The organism is Candidatus Villigracilis sp. (assembly GCF_057083605.1).
Map to the genome: position 1 here is coordinate 51,478 of NZ_JBXMTI010000080.1, position 20,325 is coordinate 71,802.

General features: G+C 49.3%; 21 protein-coding genes. 3 read left to right on the plus strand and 18 right to left on the minus strand.

The features are described from left to right. Positions 1 to 18: 18 nt before the first annotated feature. The 6 genes from AC14M5_RS12535 to AC14M5_RS12560 all read right to left on the minus strand — a co-directional run bounded on the left by AC14M5_RS12535 (position 19) and on the right by AC14M5_RS12560 (position 3,390). Positions 19 to 771, minus strand: a complete 753-nt coding sequence (locus AC14M5_RS12535; protein WP_484030008.1) for a hypothetical protein — start codon at positions 769 to 771, stop codon at positions 19 to 21. A gap of 12 nt (positions 772 to 783) precedes the next feature. Continuing rightward, on the minus strand, positions 784 to 1,110 hold the full coding sequence (locus AC14M5_RS12540; protein ID WP_484030009.1) for a cupin domain-containing protein: 327 nt from the start codon (positions 1,108 to 1,110) through the stop codon (positions 784 to 786). Between the two features lie 181 nt (positions 1,111 to 1,291). Then, complete coding sequence (locus tag AC14M5_RS12545) at positions 1,292 to 1,852, minus strand: hemerythrin domain-containing protein (RefSeq protein ID WP_484030010.1); 561 nt, start codon at positions 1,850 to 1,852, stop codon at positions 1,292 to 1,294. Positions 1,853 to 1,896: 44 nt separating this feature from the next. Then, positions 1,897 to 2,478: a DUF998 domain-containing protein gene (locus AC14M5_RS12550; protein WP_484030011.1), complete on the minus strand. Its 582-nt coding sequence runs from the start codon at positions 2,476 to 2,478 to the stop codon at positions 1,897 to 1,899. Positions 2,479 to 2,566: 88 nt separating this feature from the next. Next, on the minus strand, positions 2,567 to 2,878 hold the full coding sequence (locus AC14M5_RS12555; RefSeq protein ID WP_484030012.1) for an RNA recognition motif domain-containing protein: 312 nt from the start codon (positions 2,876 to 2,878) through the stop codon (positions 2,567 to 2,569). A 107-nt stretch (positions 2,879 to 2,985) separates the two neighbouring features. Then, positions 2,986 to 3,390, minus strand: coding sequence for a hypothetical protein (locus AC14M5_RS12560; RefSeq protein ID WP_484030013.1), 405 nt, complete (start codon positions 3,388 to 3,390; stop codon positions 2,986 to 2,988). 311 nt (positions 3,391 to 3,701) lie between these two features. Here AC14M5_RS12560 and AC14M5_RS12565 point away from each other — a divergent pair, with 311 nt between their 5' ends. Together AC14M5_RS12565 and AC14M5_RS12570 are read left to right on the plus strand one after the other, a co-directional pair. Continuing rightward, complete coding sequence (locus AC14M5_RS12565; RefSeq protein ID WP_484030014.1) at positions 3,702 to 4,475, plus strand: enoyl-CoA hydratase-related protein; 774 nt, start codon at positions 3,702 to 3,704, stop codon at positions 4,473 to 4,475. 60 nt (positions 4,476 to 4,535) lie between these two features. Further along, complete coding sequence (locus AC14M5_RS12570) at positions 4,536 to 5,315, plus strand: AAC(3) family N-acetyltransferase (protein WP_484030015.1); 780 nt, start codon at positions 4,536 to 4,538, stop codon at positions 5,313 to 5,315. 117 nt (positions 5,316 to 5,432) lie between these two features. Here AC14M5_RS12570 and AC14M5_RS12575 read toward each other — a convergent pair whose 3' ends face one another. The 12 genes from AC14M5_RS12575 to radA form a co-directional block, all read right to left on the minus strand. Continuing rightward, on the minus strand, positions 5,433 to 7,442 hold the full coding sequence (locus AC14M5_RS12575) for an ABC transporter ATP-binding protein (protein WP_484030016.1): 2,010 nt from the start codon (positions 7,440 to 7,442) through the stop codon (positions 5,433 to 5,435). Then, positions 7,439 to 9,421, minus strand: coding sequence for an ABC transporter ATP-binding protein (locus AC14M5_RS12580; RefSeq protein WP_484030017.1), 1,983 nt, complete (start codon positions 9,419 to 9,421; stop codon positions 7,439 to 7,441). Before AC14M5_RS12580 ends, AC14M5_RS12575 begins: the two co-directional genes overlap by 4 nt. A gap of 164 nt (positions 9,422 to 9,585) precedes the next feature. Continuing rightward, the gene (locus tag AC14M5_RS12585; RefSeq protein WP_484030018.1) at positions 9,586 to 10,035 is read right to left on the minus strand and encodes a MarR family winged helix-turn-helix transcriptional regulator; all 450 of its coding nucleotides are present in this window, start codon (positions 10,033 to 10,035) and stop codon (positions 9,586 to 9,588) included. A gap of 277 nt (positions 10,036 to 10,312) precedes the next feature. Then, positions 10,313 to 11,107 (minus strand): hypothetical protein, encoded by a 795-nt coding sequence (locus AC14M5_RS12590; RefSeq protein WP_484030019.1) that lies wholly within the window; start codon positions 11,105 to 11,107, stop codon positions 10,313 to 10,315. Positions 11,108 to 11,260: 153 nt separating this feature from the next. Continuing rightward, complete coding sequence (locus tag AC14M5_RS12595; RefSeq protein WP_484030020.1) at positions 11,261 to 12,277, minus strand: alkaline phosphatase family protein; 1,017 nt, start codon at positions 12,275 to 12,277, stop codon at positions 11,261 to 11,263. Between the two features lie 122 nt (positions 12,278 to 12,399). After that, complete coding sequence (locus AC14M5_RS12600) at positions 12,400 to 13,431, minus strand: alkaline phosphatase family protein (RefSeq protein WP_484030021.1); 1,032 nt, start codon at positions 13,429 to 13,431, stop codon at positions 12,400 to 12,402. 32 nt (positions 13,432 to 13,463) lie between these two features. Then, the gene (hutU, locus tag AC14M5_RS12605) at positions 13,464 to 15,125 is read right to left on the minus strand and encodes a urocanate hydratase (RefSeq protein ID WP_484030029.1); all 1,662 of its coding nucleotides are present in this window, start codon (positions 15,123 to 15,125) and stop codon (positions 13,464 to 13,466) included. A gap of 69 nt (positions 15,126 to 15,194) precedes the next feature. Further along, entirely contained in the window at positions 15,195 to 16,031 is an 837-nt protein-coding gene (locus AC14M5_RS12610) for a hypothetical protein (protein ID WP_484030022.1), read from the minus strand. Between the two features lie 95 nt (positions 16,032 to 16,126). After that, the gene (locus AC14M5_RS12615) at positions 16,127 to 16,540 is read right to left on the minus strand and encodes an RrF2 family transcriptional regulator (protein WP_484030023.1); all 414 of its coding nucleotides are present in this window, start codon (positions 16,538 to 16,540) and stop codon (positions 16,127 to 16,129) included. A 183-nt stretch (positions 16,541 to 16,723) separates the two neighbouring features. Next, on the minus strand, positions 16,724 to 17,572 hold the full coding sequence (locus AC14M5_RS12620; protein WP_484030024.1) for a toast rack family protein: 849 nt from the start codon (positions 17,570 to 17,572) through the stop codon (positions 16,724 to 16,726). A 68-nt stretch (positions 17,573 to 17,640) separates the two neighbouring features. Next, the gene (locus tag AC14M5_RS12625; protein WP_484030025.1) at positions 17,641 to 18,312 is read right to left on the minus strand and encodes a hypothetical protein; all 672 of its coding nucleotides are present in this window, start codon (positions 18,310 to 18,312) and stop codon (positions 17,641 to 17,643) included. Positions 18,313 to 18,352: 40 nt separating this feature from the next. After that, the gene (gene radA / locus AC14M5_RS12630) at positions 18,353 to 19,798 is read right to left on the minus strand and encodes a DNA repair protein RadA (RefSeq protein ID WP_484030026.1); all 1,446 of its coding nucleotides are present in this window, start codon (positions 19,796 to 19,798) and stop codon (positions 18,353 to 18,355) included. Positions 19,799 to 20,018: 220 nt separating this feature from the next. Here radA and AC14M5_RS12635 point away from each other — a divergent pair. Beyond that, on the plus strand, positions 20,019 to 20,325 hold a 307-nt coding region (locus AC14M5_RS12635), incomplete at its 3' end, for a DUF1304 domain-containing protein (protein ID WP_484030027.1).

The following is a 20,325-nucleotide window of genomic DNA, read 5'->3' on the forward strand; positions in this document are numbered from 1 at the left end:
TTATTCCTTAGCTAGAATTTAAGATGAACTTAGTTCAATGTATAAAACGTCGCTATCAGGGGATGCGAATGCGTTATGCATGATATATCCCTTAAGTACAATTTCCACATCGTTCTTTCTTTCTCTTGTTCCGTTCAGAACAACTTCAAAATAAAATTGATTGTGATATTGGTTTGATACAGGTAAAGGCTTGTTGATATCCCCAGCTAAAATGAGTATTAGATTTGTGATTCCGTCTGTTCTTACAAAATCTAGCCTTTCACTCGTTCCCTTTCCAATTGTTGAATTTGATAATTTCATTTTAGGAGCTTTGGAATTTGCAACTTTTTCCAGACAATTAGTTTTCATTCCATCTTTTTCAAACTCTAATTTTCGTAACACAGCAAAGCAATCGCTTATATCAGCACCACCCCCAACAATTTCAAGCCAAGCATAATAGTCTTCCCACAACCCAGGGTGTTCCATGCGAGGAAATATAGAAAGATTTATAGTTTCGGTATTTTGACTTACATTACTCTTAGGTTTCTTGGAAAACAGGATTCTCAAGTTCCAAATCCCTTTTATTAAAAATAGTAATCCCAATGCCATTAAGAAATAGAAGAAAAATCCAATGATATTTCCAGCCCTTTCTAGCAATCTGAGAGGATCGTTCTTGAAAAATCCAAAAATTATCGCAAATGCCGATGCGAGAATTATCCACGCCAAATTGGAAATTAAGTTTGAAGCAATGTTTTCTATATTTCGTCTAAAAAAATTAATAATTTTATTCATAGAATCACCGCCTTACTTATTCGAATACTCCGCAGGTGCGAAGAACACAAGTACCGTCAACTCTTGCTCAATCGCGTGGAATCTGTGCTCCACATTCTTTGCAACATACACCACTGAGCCAGCCTGCACGGCGTGGTCTTCATCCGCAACCTTGATATGTGCCCTGCCACTCACCACGTAATAGACCTCATCCTCCGTGTGCGGTTGTTGTGGATCAACTCCGTCTACGGGGAGGATGTATAGCCCCATGCTGAGGTCGGGGACTTTGAGGAATTCAAGGTAGAGCTTTTGGCTTTCTGCTCTTTGTGAAATGAGTTGTGTCAGTTCAAAGGCTTGCATGGGAGTCCTCCAAATTATGTAGGGGCACAGCGGAACGGTCGAGGACAACGTCGCACATTAGTTCCGCTGTGCCCCTACGACAAATAAAAATTATATATAATTTTACCTGTGTTTTTCTGAAATCTAAAAGCAAAAAGGGGCGGACAGCACTGTCCGCCCCTTCGTGTGTTCCTGTGTGGTCTTATCGCCAGTCGCTTAGTTCTTCTTCAAGCGCTTCGATCAGCTTGACGTATTTTTCAGGGCCATCTTTTAAGCCGCCTTCGAAGACAATCTTGCCGATCTCTTCGGATAATTTATGTTCATCGTCAATCGAGATGGTTTGTTCAAGCAAAGGCAATATCAACTTTTTAAGCCGCTCAAGGTGCTGGCGAATGGTCGTTGTGTACTCGCTGGTAGCCCAGCCCACATCGGAGCGTGCTTCCTCGTCCCCGGCGGCCTGCCACTGTTTTGCGGCCTTGAGGATTACATCGGCGGCTTCACGGCTTTTCTTTTGGTCGGCGTACATCGCGCTGATCGCCCCTTCTTCAGTTGAGAAACCACCGTCTGCCAATGTCTTGATCAGCAATTCTTCTTTTTTGAAAAAACCATTCTCAATATAATCTCGAATGAAGCCATGCGCCGAGATGAAAAAGCTGGGGCGTGCGTTTTTGTTGGTGCTCAAAATAACTGAGCCGCTGCCTAGCACGGCAATGAAACGGCTGATATTTTCCTGGTCGGGACGGAGGTTCTTTGCGATACGCATATCATTCCCTTGCTACTTTCGATTTATGATTCAACCCGAGTATATCATTCCCTCAACTTCCAGGCCACGACCTCATTCCATAACAAAATGGCAAACAGGAAGACATAGAATGCCGCGCCTTTTAACACAAAAGCAGGGATAGCGAACCCAAGCGTCAGCCACGTGTAAAGCGAAAGATTGCGCGATCTTCCATCGTTCTGGAATGCAAAGCCCAGCACGATAATGGCGGGAAAAAGCGTGAGACCCAGTAATACAAATGACAGATCGTGCAACTGTCCATGCCAGGTGGCGGGGGTATCACGGATGGTTGGGTCGGTGGCGAATGCCAGGGCAGCGAGGGCCAGGCCAGATAAAGCCAGCAGAGTTGACCCCGCTTGAGATGTAGGAGCAGGCTTGAGGTCAAAGAAGAGGCGCAGGGCAAGCAACATCAAGAGAAATCCGCTGATGATAAATGTCGCGGTCATGATGAATCCATATTCGCCAAGCGCGAGTCCACTGGGCCAGTCAAATGTGGGGTCGTTGATGGGATGCCAGCCGAGGCTGATCAAAAAATCATATTTGATGAACGTGAGCGTTATCACGACGCTTGCAAAAAGGATGGGCCCAAATAAGATGATTCGTTTCATGCCTCAATAATATCAGTCCGTTAAGGACTAACAGCCCCGCAATTGCGAGGCTGTCGATTTCATTCAGTGTTCAGGGCTGGAGATTTTTCTAGTAACGATTCCGTCCGCCGCCGCCGCGATTTCGATCTCCGAAATTCCGCTGCGGACGTTCTTCACGAGGCTTGGCAACGTTAACTGTAATTGCGCGTCCCATGAAGTCCTGACCATTAAACATACTGATGGCTTTTTGTGCCTCATCATTGGTTGCCATTTCGACAAAACCAAAGCCTTTGGCGCGCCCCGTTGCGCGGTCTTTGATCAAGGCAACTGAGGTGACGGTTCCAGCCTTGCTGAAGTGTTCTTGAAGGTCTTCTTCAGTAGCGGCGTAGGGCAGGTTACCTACATATAACTTGTTTTCCATCTCTTCTCCAAGGTATCGACGTTCCAGCCTGAACGTTGCCAAAGTTTATCATGGATTAATATTTTCTGAGAGATAAAAATGGATGGGAAAAACTGCCCGCTTCATTCTTAACTGTGGCCGCCCCACCCAACCGGCAGGATACTCACTCCAAAATAGATCAGCAAGAGCGCGCCGAGTACGCAAAATAAAGTATTACGAAAGCGAACACTACCTTCCGCTTTCCTCCAGCGCACGGGCAGGTGTGCCAGCACCAGGACAAAGAACATGGTAACGGCATGTTCAATGCGGATCACCGGAAATCCCTCACCCGATACCCCAAACCCGACCAGCATGATGATGCCAAGCAGGGCTTGCAGGTCCAATAAACCGCTAAAGCCTGCGGCGAGACCGCGATCCATGGCTTTGAATTCGCCGCCCCGCAGCCAGCCAATTGCAAACTTGATCGCGGCAACCACGGCAACGATCACGACCAGCCAGCGGATAAAGGAGTGAATGGGAAGCAGGGTGTACATGTTTATCTCCGATCTTGATCCGTAATATGAATGAGGTGAGATTCCCTGTTGCTATCTGGGAATAATCAAGAAAATACCCATCTTTGATAAATTATACAGTAATGCTTATCATCCTTTATAATCTGCGCTGCATAGAAGTGGATGATCTTGTGAGCTTGCCAAAAGATTGAACCACAGAGCGCACAGAGATCACGGAGAAAACCTCTTAAAAATCTCTGTGGACTCCGTGTTCTCGGTGGTGGAGATTTTTAGCCCATTGGTTAGCTACTTCCTACTGTGGGTGCTTAAGGCCCAAAATATTTGGAGGCAAAATGGCTTACACAACGGTCTTGACAGAAATTCGCGGGAGGGTGGGCATCGTGCAATTGAATCGTCCGCAGGCGATGAATGCATTCAATATCGCCATGCTTACTGAACTCTTCGATGCGCTCGAAGCATTTGATAAAGATGAAGCCATCGGCGCGATCATCGTCACAGGCAATGAAAAAGCCTTTGCCGCAGGCGCGGACATAAAAGAGATGGCGGAAGCATCCTATGTTCAAATGGTAGTGGAGGAGCGCGTGGAGATATGGGATCGCATCCGCGGGATCAAGAAACCTATCATCGCGGCCGTATCAGGTTGGGCATTGGGCGGCGGGTGCGAATTCGTGCTTTCCTGTGACATGGTCATTGCCTCTGAATCCGCGAAGTTTGGTCAGCCTGAGATCACCATTGGCGTTATCCCCGGCGCGGGCGGCACACAACGGCTGGCGCGTCTGCTTGGCAAACAACTCGCCATGGAAATGGTCATCAACAACCGCACCCTCACTGCCGCCGAAGCGCTCCAATTCGGGTTGGTCAATCGCATCGTTCCCGTGGAAGGCTATGTCGATGCCGCGGTTGCCTTCGCCGAAGAGATCGCTTCGCGCGCGCCGCTCGCTGTCCGCATGGCCAAGGATGCTCTCAACGCCGCGTTTGAAACGACCCTCACGGAAGGACTCAAAACCGAGAAACGCAATTTCTATCCGCTCTTTGCAACAGAAGACCAAAAGGAAGGCATGCAAGCCTTCATTGAAAAGAGAAAGCCGAATTGGAAAGGGATGTAATATCTATGATGCTCATTCGGGGGCTAAGCCCCCGAATGAGCATTGATTGAACTGACCAATATGCCCGCCTCTTTATCTGATCTCAAAACTTCTTTTTCAAAATTAAGCCTGACCAAAAACCCTGTTATCGCGCATGCCTCCCTGCATGCATTCGGTTCTGTGAAGGCAGAGACAATGCTGACAGCATTGCTTGACTCCACGCGCGGCATCATCATGCCGACCTTCACCTATAAAACGATGCTGAATCCCGAAGCGGGTCCGCCGCGCAACGGCATGACATACGGAAGCGAAACCGACCTCAACAAAATGGCGGAAGCCTTTCACCCCGATATGCCCGCAGACTCCACCATGGGTGTATTGCCTGAGGTGCTGCGAAAACATCCCAAAGCAAAACGTTCCCTGCATCCCATTCAATCTTTTGCAGGCATTGGCGTGGACGCGATCATTAATACACAAACCATTTACGAACCGTTTGCGCCCATTGCTGCGCTAGCCGAGCAGGATGGCTGGGTCTTATTGCTGGGCGTGGATCATCGCGTGAATACCAGCATTCATTACGGCGAAAAACTTGCGGGGCGGATGCAATTTATCCGCTGGGCATTGACGAAAGACCGAGTAGTAGAATGCCCTGGCTTCCCCGGAGATTCCGAGGGATTTAATGTTATTGCTCCCGATGTGGAAAAATACACGCGCCGTGTAGAGATCAACGGCGCGTTGGTGCAGGCAATTCATTTGAAGAGTTTACTTAAAGCTGTGGTGGAAAAGATCCACACCAATCCCTATGCCTTGCTTTGTGGAAGACCCGAGTGTGAACGATGTGAAGCGGTGAGATACGGATGATGATACATCTGGTGGTTCAGTAGGCGCTTGTAGATAGACATCAATCCATCGAATGATGCACCTAGCATACAAGCTCTCCGCCTGCAAATATTATTAAATTCGGGGCTATGTTTGTAACTATGCTGCTACTTGTTCCAGTTCTTCCTGCTTTTTGAATTGGCTCATATACAGGTCGTAATAGACACCTTCATTTGCAAGCAGTTCATCGTGTACTCCACGTTCGATGATCTGACCATCTTTCAGCACTAGGATTTGATCTGCATTACGGATGGTGGATAAACGATGCGCGATGACAAAGGATGTGCGGCCTTCGAGTAGATCATCGAATGCTTTTTGAATGAGACGCTCGGTTCTTGTGTCCACGCTGGAAGTTGCTTCATCCAAAATGAGCACGCGTGGATCTGCCAGCGCGGCGCGTGCAATCGAAAGCAGTTGCCGCTGTCCCTGAGAAAGACCCGAACCACGTTCACCTAAAACAGTATTGTATTTCTCTGGCAACCGTTCGATGAATGAATCAGCGTTGGCAAGTTTCGCGGCGGCGTAGACCTGTTCATCGGTTGCGTCGGGGCGGCCAAAGCGGATGTTATCCATGACGGAGGCGCTGAACAGGAAGGTATCCTGTAGCACGATGCCGATCTGCTTGCGGAGTGATTCAGCGGTGACATCGCGTACATCCACGCCGTCAATTTTGACCCAGCCATGAGTCACATCGTAGAAGCGCGGCAATAAGTTGATAATCGTTGTCTTCCCTGCACCTGTCGGACCGACAATGGCAATGGTCTGCCCGGGTTCTGCGGTGAAGGAAACCTTGTTCAAGACAGGTACGCCTTCTTCATATTCATGGCTGACTTCGTGGAACTCAACCCTGCCCTTGATCTCAGTCATCACTTTGGCTTCGGGTTTGTTAACTACAGCAGGCTTTTCATCGAGAATAGTAAAGATACGTTCAGCGCCTGCGATGGCATTTTGGATATTTGTCCACAAGACGGCGATCTGTTGGATCGGCTGATTGAAGCGTTGGACATACGCGAGGAAGGTAATCACCAAACCCAATGTGACGGCTGCACCGAAGAGCGTGTCACCTGTCAGCAAGTACCAGCCACCGACACCTGTGACAATGGCAAGGCCAAGATACGAGAAGGCTTCCAGTGTTGGAGCAAGCGCGGATGTGTAGGCCACGGCGCGCACATTGGCGTCGCGATTCGCGGCGTTGACATTCTTGAACTGCTCAATATTTTCATCTGCGCGATTGAAGGCTTGCACTTCGCGGACTGATGAAATGGTTTCCTGTAATTCCGCGTTGACATTGCCGATCTCTTCGCGACTCTTGCGAAAGGCTTTGCGAGCCTGCCCTGAGAACCAGACGGTGGCGATGAACATCAACGGTGAGACAGCTAGGGAAAGCAAAGCGAAGGGCAGGCTTAAGGTCAGCATGTTGTATGCCACCCATACCAGCAGAAGGACTCCGCTGAATACGTTGACGAGCGCGAACGAAAATGCCTGTTCAATGGCAGATGTGTCGTTGGTGATGCGACTCATCAGGTCGCCTGCTTCGTGTTCAGCGTAGTAACTCAGTGATAGTGAATGCAATTTCTCGAACACTTCCACGCGCAGGGAACGCAGCACGTGCTGACCTGTCCATGCCATGGCGAAGAAGGTTGTGCCAGTCAGAATCGCACCGATGACATACAACGCGATGACGATCAAGATCAAGCGGAACATGCCATTGATGCGTTCGTCATTTGTAGCGGTTGCAAGATCGGGCGTTGTGTATCCACCAAGGTGATAGGCTTTGTAGATGATCTGGCGAGAATAGGATAATGTGGATGGGTTTTCAGTCCTCCCAAGCCAGCAGGAGGAAACTGTTTGTTGGGCAGAATCAGTTGGCGGGGCGAGTTGAGCGAAGGCACTACTTCCAGCAGGGACGAGGAAACAATCTGTGGCTTGCCCCATTAATTCTGGGGAGGTCACTTGAGTCCAGGTGGAGACAACGACGAAGAAAACGGCGAGAACGATCATGTACCAGAAGCGGCCAAAGTAAGTGCCGAGGCGGCCAAGTGTTTCGTTCAGATTACGAGGCTTGATGGTTTCTTGATTAAGAAAAGCGCCAGCGCGGCCGTGCATCATAGTGCCACCTCCCTGGTTGAGACTTCCGAAGTCTCGGAGACTTCGGAAGTCTGATGGGCAAGAATTTGTGAGTTATAAATTTCAGCATAGATCGGTTCTTCTTCCATTAATTGAGCATGTTTGCCTTGCGCCACAACTTCACCTTTTTCAAGCACCAGGATCTTGTCGGCGTTCATGACTGTGCTGATGCGTTGTGCAATGACAAAGGATGTGCGGCCCTTCATAAGAGTTTCAAGCGCGGCTTGAATGTGCGACTCGGTTGTAACATCCACACTGGAGGTCGAGTCATCGAGGATCAAAATGCGGGGATTGAGCAGTAGCGCGCGCGCAATGGCCGCGCGTTGCTTTTGTCCGCCGCTGAGCGTTGTGCCGCGTTCGCCAACGTGAGTGTCATAACCATCAGGGAAGGACATGATGAAATCATGCGCGACAGCAGACTTCGCCGCAGATTTAATTTCTTCAAGTGTGGCCTCGGGTTTACCGAAGGCAATGTTCTCGCGGATCGTTCCACTGAACAAAGTTGTTTCCTGAAGCACAATGCCAATTTGCGAACGAAGCGAATCAAGGGTTACATCGCGCAGGTCGTGGCCGTCAATGGTGATGCTGCCTTCGCTGGGATCGTAAAAGCGTGGCAACAAGTTGATGATGCTGGTCTTGCCTGAACCCGTTGCTCCAAGCAATGCAATCGTTTCACCTGATTTTGCTTCAAATGAAACATTTTTTAACACTGGCTCGCCGCCACCCACATAACGGAAGGTGACGTTCTCGAATTTCACATCGCCTTTCACAGCGGGGAGTTTCGATGCGTTGGGCTTATCCACGATGTCGCTCTTGGCATCCAGAATTTCGAAGATGCGGTCAGCGGATGCGGAGGCTTGTCCCATTTGCGTGACGATCATACCGAACATCATGATTGGGAAGAACAGATACATCAGGTACAACGAGAACTCCTGCCATGCGCCAATGGTCAACGTGCCCACGATAATTTGTTTGCCACCAACATAAAGGATCGCGGCTTGTCCGAGGTTGGCGATCAGGAACACCAGCGGAAACAAAAACGTGAACAAACGTGAAACCGCGATGGACTGATTCATCGTGTCATCTGCAGCGGTGCGAAACTTTTTCTGTTGTTCCTTCTCGCGTGTAAACGCTTTGATGACTTTGACGCCCGCGAGATTTTCCTGTAAGACTGTATTCAATGTTGAAAGTTTTTGCTGCACTTTCGTGAACAACGGCTGGCTGACAGTTGCAAACACAGCGAACAACACCATCGCAATCGGCAGGATCGGCATGGCCGTCCACGCAAGCGAAGCATTCGACCAAAACAGGATGATGACCGTGCCCGATAACAAAATCACCGCACCCACAAGTTGCAACAATCCCTGCCCAATAAACAAGCGCACTTTTTCCACATCGTCCGTCGCGCGGATCATCAACTGACCCGTTTGATTTTTATCGTGATACGAAAAAGATAACTGCTGGATCTTGGCATACAGATCATTGCGCAGATCATAAGCAACCGATTGTGAATTCTTCTCCGCCCAAAATGCTTGCAAGAAGGAGAACAGTCCGCGCAGGATGGCGAAAACGACTATCGCGACAAGAGCAGTTATCAGGGCGCGGGGTGCGTTATTCAAATCCGCTTCCAGCGACGCTGTGAGCTGGTCCAGCGTTAAAGCAGAGTCGTAGTTTAAGGCTTCGAGAATCTTCGGCAACGCCGCGCTGACAAATTGTGCGGGAATATTTTCGAGAGCCTGCAAAACCTGATCCGCGAGAAATCCGCTGGTGACGGCATCAATCACATTGCGGATCATATGTGGAACTGCCAGTTGCGAAAGTGTAGCGATGATCAGGAAGATATACGGTAGGACTGCCTGACGACCATAATTGGTCAGGTATTTGATTGCGCGGCCGATACCTTTAAAGGATGTCCTTTCGCGGTGGGCGCGTGCTTTAGGTTGGGTTAGAGTTGCTTGCAAGGGAATACTCCTTTATAAAATCAATCTGAATATATTGCAAAGGCTTTTCGGGGGCTGCCCTAAAGGGTGCTCCGCGAAGCCCCCGAAAGAGCGAAAAACATTAGTTTGAAAATATCATGTGATTGTGGAGGAATTATGTTGAAGGGGGAGAGATCTTGTGGAGATCATCTTTTCTCTTCCAACTGTTGTGCGGCGCGGATCAAAATCTGCAAGGCTTCAGTCACCTTGTCTCGTTCCTCTGCGCTTATTTTGGCGGTGAGCTCGTCCATCCAGCGATGACGTTCTTCAGTTCCCTGTTTGATAAGCTCCTCGCCTTTTGTGCTTATGGTCAACATCTTGGCGCGGCGGTCGCTGGGATCTTCAGCCCGTTCGATGTAATGCGCCTGCACGAGTTTCTCTACAAGCTGGCTGGCGGCTGCGTTGGAAACGTCAAACCTTTCACTGATGTCTGAGATGCCACATGTCCCTTTGTGGTGCAACTGCATCAGGATGCTGAACTGAGGCATGGATAACCCCGTGCTTTTGGCAAAGTGACCCCAGCCGCGCATGGATCGGTGCATGAATACATCCATCCAACTGCGTAGGGTTTGGGAAAATTGAGAGGGTTTGGTCATAGTTAAGCCTGCTTTTTAGTTAAGCGTGCTTAACTTTATGCGTGAATTTAGTTTTGGTCAAGGGGAATGACATTAGAAGAGTGTAAGAAAATTTCTGTAGCTTAAAATCCTTGAGCGGGTCCCGCGTTTTCACGCAGAACCCGCCCAACTCTCTCCTACCGATAAAGTTACCTGTAAATCTACAACTGCTCAGAAGAGCAGGTTGTATTTGATAGTATTACCCCGATCTTATCGAAAAGATACAGGATATTCAATATACAAAAGTACTATGCCTCGTCTATCTGACACGGGTGATATTAATGCATTTTGGCACATGGCTGGGAGGCGTAAAGGCACAGCCAAACTGGTAATCATTTTCAAAGCGGACGATGATGAGTGACTCGGTAATGCCATATCCTGCAACTGGCCTTGTGACGGGCAAACTGTCCACGTCACTGCTCCATTCGAGGGTATATGCGCCTTTTGCATAAGTCAAAAAGCCATCCACAGGAATGAGCGGGGCTGGCAATTCATCCTGGTTTTCAACCGCGGTCATGCCTTCCAACACCAGCGCATTCATGTCCTGCAAAGCTGTCTGTGCTTCAGGGGCCAGGCGTGAAAACCATCCGCCGCCGACTGCAAGCACAAGGATCACCACGGCCACTTTCAAGAGCTGCACCAATTCACTACCCTGCGCGTTTCCCTCTAAAACCCCCAACATCCAGCGGAAGATAAAAGCAAGGGGAAGATAGATGATCACGCGAGGTAAAAAGGTAAACAGAAAAAGGAAAAAGGAAGTTACCGCCTGGGATGAACCTCCATTGATGTATGCCTGCAAGGAACTCGTAAACACTAAAAGCAGGGAACTGCCCAATAATCCCCAGAAAGATTCTTCATCCCAGGCCACGAGCAAGCCTGTGATCCCCATGACGAGTGTTGTAAGGATCACAGATGCAACCCGCCCGATAGGCAGGTCATATAGAGGGATGCCGGGCAGCGTCCATACATTGATAAATTGTGAAATCAGTGAAAGGGGCAGGCCAAATGCAATGCCAAGAAAAAAACCATAAATCCGACGTTGTTGATCGTTCATTCTCTCTCCAAGTTTTTATGTTTTTAACACCAATGTAATACTAACAGATGGTTTTTTACCACGAAAAACTTGGGGGAAAGAGATACTCCAGAGTGGTCTTTTCCATTCACATAAATTTGCCAAACTACACTGCTGATTCTTATTTCACTAAAATCAGCATCCGCCCTGTCTAAACTTATCTACTGGCATACCAAATACTTCAAAGACTGGCACACCATCCCATTCAGGCGGAAGGGGCAGGCCGAGCGCAAAGGCAGCGGTGGCGGCGGTATCCATGATGTAAACCTGAGAGGTTAATTCACCTGGGACAATGCCGGGGCCGCTGATGACCCATGGAATGGTCATATCTTCGGGCAGGTCTGTGCCATGTGTTGTATCGTGCCCACCATGGTCGGAGGTGACGATGATCATGGTGCCTTCATACATGCCATTATCCTTCAAGGCTTGCAGCATCAAGCCGAACCCTTTGTCTTCACGCTCATAAACTCCAAGCTGGGCGCGGGACATCCACCCGTTCTCGTGTCCTTCAAGGTCGCCTTCAGCAAAATGCACGAACATCAGGTCGAAGCCTTCATCGATCTGGTTCAAGGCAAGCCTGAGTACAGTGGATGAGTCTTTTATCTTATCCGTCTTATCGACGAATTCAAAAAAATCCGTGCTACCTGGCTCGGTGACCTGGCGCAGTTTTTCCTTGCCAGTCACAAATACAGTCCGCATACCAGCCGCTTGCGCGAGGTCAAAAATATCGACCCCAAGCGCGTATCCGTTTTGTGGCACGTATTCATTCCAGCGGACAATATGCTTTGCAGGGCACGTGCCTACCAGCATCGAAGCATGTGCAGGTAATGTGAGGCTGGGTGTAATGGTCTGTGCGCTCAAGGTGTAGGAACCGCTTTGCATCAATGCCAGGACGTTTTCCATATTTGCCTCGGCAATTGCATCGGGGCGCAGGCCGTCAAAGCTGACGATCAATACACGCTCAATAGAAGGGAATGGCGTAGGTGTGATCGTCGGAGTCAGCGTCTCGGTGGGAGGAGCCGGGGTACTGCTCGGAGTGAGAGTCGCTGTGATGGGAGGAACAATTACCGGCGGAGGAACAGAAGCGAACGATCCACAGCTTTGCAAGAGAAATGCAAAGAGAGTAAAAATCCAGAAGAGGGGTTTAGTCATGTTGGGATTCTATTATTATTAATTCATCTTAGTCAGTGTCATGTTGAGTGCAGAGAGCGTCTCGATGATTATCTCAGAGACCCTTCACTACCGCTCAGGGAATCACGAATGACACATATAAATCAATATTTACAGGGATATTTTTCGTGCGTTTCGGTTTGGGTTTCGCCGAAGGCTTCGTATACAGGGATGCCGTCCCAATCTTCCTGCAAGGGCAGGTTCAGGGCATAGGCAACGGTTGCGGCTGTGTCCATTGTGTAGATCGGCAGGGTGAGTTCTTTTTGAATCACGCCTGGCCCATAGGCGATCCACGGGATACGATAATCTTCGATGACCAGGCCGATATGATTCGTGTCGTGGCCGCCATGATCGGCAGTGATCAGGAAAAAGGTTGTATCGAAAAGATCATTCTCTTTGAGGGCTGCGATGATCTCGCCCAATGCTGCATCACCTTCCTGCAAGACTTTCATATACTCACCAGACATCCAACCATATTTATGCCCGCGATTATCTCCACCTGCAAAGTGGATGAACATGAGATCAAAGCCAGCCTCTATTTGCGGCAGCACTGCGCGCACAATGGCAGGTTCTCCATACGCCAGTTCATACACGTCAGTCGTTTCAGGTTCTGCCAGTTGGCGCAATTTGTCTTTGCTAACGACCATCACCGTTTTCATTCCCGCCTCATGCGCGAGATCAAAGATATCCACGCCTTTGGAATATCCCATATACATAAAGTACTTGTTATAGATCACACCATGATCCTCCATGCACAAACCCGAAAGCATCGAAGCGTGGCTGGGCGAGGTGGCGGGATAGTCAATGGTGCGTGCGCTGGTGAATGAATACGCGCCGCCATTAACAAGCTCCATCAAATTCGGCATCGGCGCAATTTCAATCGCATCGGGACGCAATCCATCAAAACTGATGACAAGTGCGCGTTCGATATTCGCTTTGGATGGCGTGGGCGTAAAGGTGGGGATCGCGGTCGGCGTTTTCGATGGAATAGGTGTTTTGGTTGGCGTTAGTGTAGCAGTTGGTAATGCGGTGGTTGTGGCAGTGGCCGTTTCAGTTGGAAAGTAAATGGAAGTTACGGCAGGCGCAGGCGCGAGCGAACTCCCCCAAATATTGGGGGCGGGAATACATCCTCCCAAAAATAAAACAGCCAGTAAAACAAAATTGCGTTTCAGGATGATTTCTCCAACATGGGCATTTTCAACCCGTGACGTTTCGCCGCTTCAATCGCGATTTCATAACCTGCATCAGCGTGTCTGACCACGCCCATGCCTGGATCTGTTGTAAGGACTCTTGCCAATCTGACAGCGGCTTCCGGCGTGCCATCTGCCACGATGACCTGCCCAGCATGTTGACTATACCCCATGCCCACGCCGCCGCCATGATGAAAAGATACCCAGGTCGCGCCGCCGACTGCGTTGATCATGGCATTGAGGATCGCCCAATCAGAAATGGCATCCGAGCCGTCTTTCATGGCTTCGGTCTCACGATTAGGCGAAGCCACAGAACCAGAATCCAAATGATCGCGGCCTATCACGATGGGTGCTTTTACTTTTCCGCTGGCGACGAGATCGTTAAACATTAATCCCGCTTTTGCTCGTTCACCATACCCTAGCCAGCAGATGCGTGATGGCAACCCTTGAAATGGAACTTTCTCGCGCGCCATCTTCAACCAGCGGTGTAAATGCGCATCTTCGGGGAAGAGCTCCATAATGGCTTTGTCGGTTGTGTAAATATCTTCCTTATCACCGGAGAGAGCCACCCAACGGAATGGCCCCTTGCCCTCACAAAACAGCGGACGAATATAAGCAGGCACGAAGCCTGGGAATTCAAAGGCATCGCTCACGCCATTGTTATACGCCTGCTGACGAAGATTGTTGCCGTAATCAAATACTTCCGCGCCGGCGCGTTGGAATGCGAGCATGGCCTTCACATGCGTAGACATGGAGTCCATGGCCATCTGCTTATATTTTTCAGGGTTGTTGCCTCGCAATTCATTTGCAGCAGTGACCGACAAACCAGACGGCACATAGAACAAGGCTTCATGCGCCGATGTCTGGTCGGTGACCACATCAGGAATGACGCCGCGCGCGGCAAGCTCGGAATATACATCTGCGGCATTGCCGATCAGGCCAATGGAGCGCGGAGTTTTGCTTTTTACATTTTCTTCCACTAGGGTCATGGCTCCTTCGAGGTTATCCACCACCATATCCACGTAGCCAATGGCGCGGCGGCGTTCGGCGCGTTCGGGGTCTACTTCAACTATTAACCCAACACCTTCGTTCATGGTGATGGATAGAGGTTGTGCGCCGCCCATTCCGCCTAAGCCTGCGGTGAGAACGAATTTACCTTTGAGAGAACCCCAGCCTTTCAACTTCGCTAATGCACCAAAGGTTTCATATGTGCCCTGCAAAATGCCTTGCGTGCCGATGTAGATCCACGAGCCCGCGGTCATCTGACCGTACATGATGAGTCCTTTTTTATCGAGCTCATCGAATTTTTCCCAGGTAGCCCAATGCGGAACGATGTTTGAATTTGCAATTAAGACTTTGGGTGCATCCTTATGGCTTTTGAAAACCACAACTGGCTTACCAGATTGCACCAGGAGAGTTTCATCCTCTTCAAGATTCTTAAGCGATTCGAGAATGGCATCAAATGATTCCCAATTGCGGGCCGCTTTGCCACGTCCGCCGTAGACGACGAGGTCTTCGGGTCTCTCGGCAACTTCAGGGTCAAGATTGTTTTGGATCATGCGATAGGCGGCTTCGCTCAGCCAATTCTTGCAGGTCAATTGTGTGCCGTGCGGGGCACGGACAACGCGAGGTGCGGACATGGTTTGCATTTCCTTTTGGTTATTGGATTCGCTCATTTGCATAGTGTCGCTCCGCTCAGGGATTCACAACTATTCAGTATCAACGACAAGAGTTCCAAGCATGGCATCAAACACGGGTAGTGTGGTTTCAATAAATCCACTTTCTGTTGTAAAGGTGATCACCAACATCCCAGTTTTGAGGCTGAAGAATCGCATTTCCTGGTACAGGGTGATCTGGGCACCGGAAGCATTAGCGCCTCCTATCTCCGATTTGATGACTCCATAGGGTGCACCGCTGGGGGGGACAACGATTTCCACAGATGAGACGGTCAGCCCATCGATACCTGAGGATAGTTCATTCGAGAGTTCCTGTAGATCTTCATCCGTATCAAATGAAATAACGGTCTGTTGATCCCAGATAAAGTTCATATTGGTGACAACTTCATTTTTGATATGGCCCTCCTGAATATCCAAAACCAGCAAACGGAATGTATCTGGGTCCTGATCTCGAATACTTGTCAGCGATGTTTGAATATGAGAGTCGGCGGCTTGCGGGAGGGTAAAGGCATCGTAATATTCCTCCTCATTGATGCGGACAGCCAGCCAACCTGCGGGGATATTAATTTCATATCCTCCACCTTCATCTACAAAAAGAGTTGAGCCATCAGGTTGTAGTGTGAGGCTGCTGCCTGATGATGAAATCACTGGAGTAGGCGTCATCGTTGGAGGCAGCGAGGTAGGTGTAACTGTCGGTACAGCGAGAGACGTCATTTCGATGGCAGCGGAAACGGTCTCAGCGACCATGATGTCCAGCCGTGTATCCTCTGTCGGCGCGGGAGTTGAAGCGCTTTGTATCCCAGGCACAGCACATGCCAGGGCAGTTGTGAGAAGTATCAGCGCAGCGAATAATGCACGTCTAGTGTTCATGGTTTTCATCCTTCTTTGAAAATGAGATGCCCCGTTTTAAAGGGGAAAAGCCTCCCGGCAATTATAGCCGAGAGGCTTTATAACGTTTGAACATTTTACGCGGCGACTCGTCCCTTTGCCATCATATCGGCAAAGTTCGTGCCTTTGAGTCTATTAACCAATTCCTCCTGCGCATCACACCAGACCGGGCGCAATGGGCAGTCATCGTCAAAGGCACATGCGCCTGTATCGCCAACGCATTCATTGAGTTGAATGGGGCCATCGATGGCTTCGATCACTTCCAAAAGTGTGATCTCTTTGGGATCGCGGGCCAGGGTGACTCCGCCGCGTGCTCCGCGCGAAGTATGCAGAAGCCCAGCAATAGACAACTGCGAAACGATCTTGGCGAGGAAGGATGGCGGAATGCGTTGTTCCTCCGCTATCGTACTCGTGGCTGTGCGCTGATCGCCACCTCGGGCAAGATGAAGGACAGCGCGAACGGCATAATCTGCTTGACGGGTAATCTGCATGCGAACCTCACTTAATAGGTAAAACTTACCAACAATCACGATTTTATTGTGCAATTCGTTTCAAGGCAAGTGATAGAGGTCACAGGTGAATTATGACCTTTTACTCTGAATTATAAGGGAGAAAATTACGCATCACGTATTACGTAATACGTGATGCGTAAAGTGTGATGTAGTAGTGTTGGGTTATTTTGTGAGAGTCAGATTTCCCGCTCCCATTTCGACGACAAAGGTAAGTGTAGGACCTTCGCCTTTTTGTTTATAGACGTTTCCGTTCTGACCCCAGCCTGAGCCTGCGCTGACATTCGATGCGCCGCTTTCCACGGTGACAACTGCATGCACGCCCTCGGGCACGGTGATGATGAGGTTGCTGAACCCCGTTTCAACTTTGATCGAGGCGTCTCTTTGCAGGTCACCGGAGAAATCGAGGGTGTAATCGCCTGCACCGGACGAAAAATCAAAGATGCTGAAATTGGCGTTGGCAAGACCTTCCATCTTGACATCAGATGCGCCAGTGGAATAACTGAATACAGACATCTCGGTTTGATTAGGTTCGGAGAATGAGAGATTGACATCCGCCGCGCCATCTTGAATGGTCAGGCTTGTGAGGGCGAGTCCGCCAAGCTCAAAATTTCCATCATACGCGCCTGATTCGATGCTCAAGTTCATGGGCTGGTCACCGAGTTTGAAATCCCATTCGTTTTTGAGGTCGTCAAAGTTGGGGAGGAAATTAATTTGGGTATCACCCATTTTGACATGAACATCACCATCTTCAGTCACGATTTCTGGTTTGAATTCCTCGTAATTGTAGGTGGCTGTCCCATCCACAAGCTGACCTTCGCCGGGCAATAGTTTCATTTGCCCTGCGCCGAATGACAGTTTCAAACTAACTTCATCCGCATCGGGATAATCTATTTGGATATCATCCACAACTTCCGGGCCCGGCTCCGCTCTTTTCGGCAGGTCAACATTGAATCCACACGCCATGCTGGCTAACGCGAGAACCGCGATAAAAATTATAAGTCTTCGTAACATTGAAATACCTCCTCAGGTAATTTTGCCTGAAGAGGTATACGTTGGAAAGTGGAAAGTGGTTGCAGAGGTTACTTTGGATTTGCCTGACGCCAAAAGATTAAATCCAAGAGTTTCAGATCGGTCATGTCGGCTCTGATAGCTTTGGTCTTTGCAAAGTTTTCAATCTCCATTCTGATATTACTCATGATGTGATCATTATCCGTTGACCATTCTTTGTAAGCCTGACTTATAACAACAAAAGCAATATAGAAACTTTCTTTTTTAAGCCCAAAATAGTCTTTTATCGGATTATCAAGAGCACAAAAATCACCTGGCGCCAACGTATGTACTAGCTTTGCAAAGAATGACCCGAGACTCTTTTGTTTGATCTCTTCACCATGTTTGATTTGCGCATTTGCAAAAAACTTGAAATAGATGGTAGCCAATTGACCACTTTCAATCAGTTCAAGGATTTCTGGCTTATTGTCTTCGAGAAACTTGAGATAACTACTGTCAATACCCTGCAATGAATATTGCTGCTTAAATCTCCAAAAGTAATTGGGGTCGGATAAGAATAGTTCCTTATTAGAAATCGTATCTGAATAATAGATATGGAAGGCTGATGATTTTGTGTTATCAAAATAGCCTTCGAGGGAAGCGCGAGCTATCTCGGTGGCAACCTTATCAGTTAATAAATTCGATATTCTTCCTTTTACTCTGTCTTTTAGTTCTGCCAAATATGTAGAAATTTCTCTTTGCATATCACCTCCTATCCACTATTCACCATTCACTTTTCACTTCTTACTTCCCCTTCTTCAATGCCGCGTCCAAAGCCTGGTCCAGCGAGCGGACTTCGATGATCTCGATGCCCTTGGGATATTCCTCGCCTTTACGAATGGCCTTGGGGACGATGGCAGTTTTGAATCCCAACTTTTGCGCTTCGCGTAAGCGCGCCACCATTTGACCGGGCATTCGCAGCTCACCTGCCAAACCGATCTCACCGATCAACACAGCCTCCGCGCGGACGGGTACATCCTTCCACGAAGATGCAATCGCTGCCGCGATAGCCAAGTCCGCAGCGGGTTCGTCAATTTGAATGCCGCCCACCACATTCACGAAGACATCGTGCTCGGCAAGTTTCAACCCAACACGGCGGGTGAGCACCGCTGTAATCAACAACAAACGATTGAAGTCCACGCCGTTGGGAGTTCGACGCGCATTTCCAAATTGAGTGGGGGATGTCAGACCTTGAATTTCAACCAGGATGGGACGCGTCCCTTCCATTGTCACTGCAATGGTAGAGCCCGCTGCATTGATCATCCTCTCCGCCAGAAATGCTTCGGAGGGATTCGTCACTTCAACCAGTCCGCCTTCACGCATTTCGAACACGCCCACTTCAGCAGTCGCGCCAAAACGATTCTTCACAGAGCGCAGCAAACGATATGCCTGAAAGCGGTCACCTTCCAAATACAAAACTGTATCCACAATATGCTCAAGCACACGCGGACCGGCGATGGCGCCATCCTTGGTCACATGGCCGATCATGAACACGGAAATCCCGGAGGACTTGGCCAGCTCTCGCAATTGAGATGCACACTCGCGCACCTGCGAGACCGATCCCGCCGAGGAATCCAGGTCAGATAGATAAACGGTCTGGATCGAGTCAACAATTAGCAGGTCAGGTTTTGAATCGCGCACGTGATTCAGGATCACTTCGAGATTCGTCTCAGTCACCAGCAAAAGATTTTGCGGTAGGGGTAGGGACACAGCGGAGTCTTTCGGAGATTTTGTCGAACGTTCGTCGCGCTGTGTCCCTACGCCGTTAACCAAACGCATCGCGCGCATCTTGATCTGCCGTTCCGATTCCTCGCCCGAAACATACAACACGCGCTGGCTCTTCGCCATCTCCATCGCCATTTGCAGCATCAACGTGGATTTGCCAATGCCAGGGTCACCGCCAATGAGGACGATGGAACCCAGCACGATGCCGCCGCCGAGGACTCGTGCAAACTCACCGATCGGCAGATGGACTCGATCTTCCGCTTCACCCCCGACCTCGGAAATGGGACGCGGCTCCGAGCGGCCTGTCAGCCCCCGCACATTTCCCGCTCCCTTCGCAATCGGCTCCTCGTGGACAATTTCCTCCACCATGCTATTGAACGATCCACATTGCGGACATTTGCCCATATAAGAGGCCGCCGCGCGCCCGCATTCCTGACATACATATCGTGTGTGTGTTTTTGCCATGGTTATCACCTTTTGTGTGTCACTCTGAGAGAGCGTTCGTTGCAACCGAAGGGTCTCGCTTGTAAAGTTGGAGATGCTTCGCCAAAGAACGGCTCAGCATGACATATAAGCAGGCAGTATAACAGAATTTATGTTCTGTTTTCGTTGTCTGCTATACTCTGTAGGTCGCGTTTTCAACGCGACGTCACGCTGAAAGCGTGACCTACCCAAAGGAGAAAACATGGAACTGATCGCAAATATTCTTATTGGTCTGGTCGCCCTCCTGCACTTTTACTTTCTCTATCTCGAAATGTTCCTATGGGACAAGCCTCGCGGAATGAAATCTTTTAACCTAACGGCGGAATTTGCTAAACAATCAAAGACCCTAGCCATGAATCAGGGACTGTATAACGGCTTTCTAGCCGCCGGCTTGATCTGGGGCATCTTCGCAGGTGATGCGGTGAAGATATTCTTCTTGAGCTGTGTCATTATCGCGGGAATCTTTGGCGCGATGACGGTCAGCAAGCGGATATTTTATATCCAGGCTG

Bases quoted from the DNA above. Each gene is read 5' to 3' on its own strand.
- AC14M5_RS12625 (WP_484030025.1), bottom strand. From the start codon at position 18,312: ATGCAAAGAGAAATTTCTACATATTTGGCAGAACTAAAAGACAGAGTA.
- AC14M5_RS12610 (WP_484030022.1), bottom strand. From the start codon at position 16,031: ATGAACACTAGACGTGCATTATTCGCTGCGCTGATACTTCTCACAACT.
- AC14M5_RS12540 (WP_484030009.1), bottom strand. From the start codon at position 1,110: ATGCAAGCCTTTGAACTGACACAACTCATTTCACAAAGAGCAGAAAGC.
- AC14M5_RS12575 (WP_484030016.1), bottom strand. From the start codon at position 7,442: ATGATGCACGGCCGCGCTGGCGCTTTTCTTAATCAAGAAACCATCAAG.
- AC14M5_RS12620 (WP_484030024.1), bottom strand. From the start codon at position 17,572: ATGTTACGAAGACTTATAATTTTTATCGCGGTTCTCGCGTTAGCCAGC.
- AC14M5_RS12545 (WP_484030010.1), bottom strand. From the start codon at position 1,852: ATGCGTATCGCAAAGAACCTCCGTCCCGACCAGGAAAATATCAGCCGT.
- radA (WP_484030026.1), bottom strand. From the start codon at position 19,798: ATGGCAAAAACACACACACGATATGTATGTCAGGAATGCGGGCGCGCG.
- AC14M5_RS12560 (WP_484030013.1), bottom strand. From the start codon at position 3,390: ATGTACACCCTGCTTCCCATTCACTCCTTTATCCGCTGGCTGGTCGTG.
- AC14M5_RS12535 (WP_484030008.1), bottom strand. From the start codon at position 771: ATGAATAAAATTATTAATTTTTTTAGACGAAATATAGAAAACATTGCT.
- AC14M5_RS12555 (WP_484030012.1), bottom strand. From the start codon at position 2,878: ATGGAAAACAAGTTATATGTAGGTAACCTGCCCTACGCCGCTACTGAA.
- hutU (WP_484030029.1), bottom strand. From the start codon at position 15,125: ATGTCCGCACCTCGCGTTGTCCGTGCCCCGCACGGCACACAATTGACC.
- AC14M5_RS12615 (WP_484030023.1), bottom strand. From the start codon at position 16,540: ATGCAGATTACCCGTCAAGCAGATTATGCCGTTCGCGCTGTCCTTCAT.
- AC14M5_RS12585 (WP_484030018.1), bottom strand. From the start codon at position 10,035: ATGACCAAACCCTCTCAATTTTCCCAAACCCTACGCAGTTGGATGGAT.
- AC14M5_RS12590 (WP_484030019.1), bottom strand. From the start codon at position 11,107: ATGAACGATCAACAACGTCGGATTTATGGTTTTTTTCTTGGCATTGCA.
- AC14M5_RS12550 (WP_484030011.1), bottom strand. From the start codon at position 2,478: ATGAAACGAATCATCTTATTTGGGCCCATCCTTTTTGCAAGCGTCGTG.
- AC14M5_RS12570 (WP_484030015.1), top strand. From the start codon at position 4,536: ATGCCCGCCTCTTTATCTGATCTCAAAACTTCTTTTTCAAAATTAAGC.
- AC14M5_RS12565 (WP_484030014.1), top strand. From the start codon at position 3,702: ATGGCTTACACAACGGTCTTGACAGAAATTCGCGGGAGGGTGGGCATC.
- AC14M5_RS12595 (WP_484030020.1), bottom strand. From the start codon at position 12,277: ATGACTAAACCCCTCTTCTGGATTTTTACTCTCTTTGCATTTCTCTTG.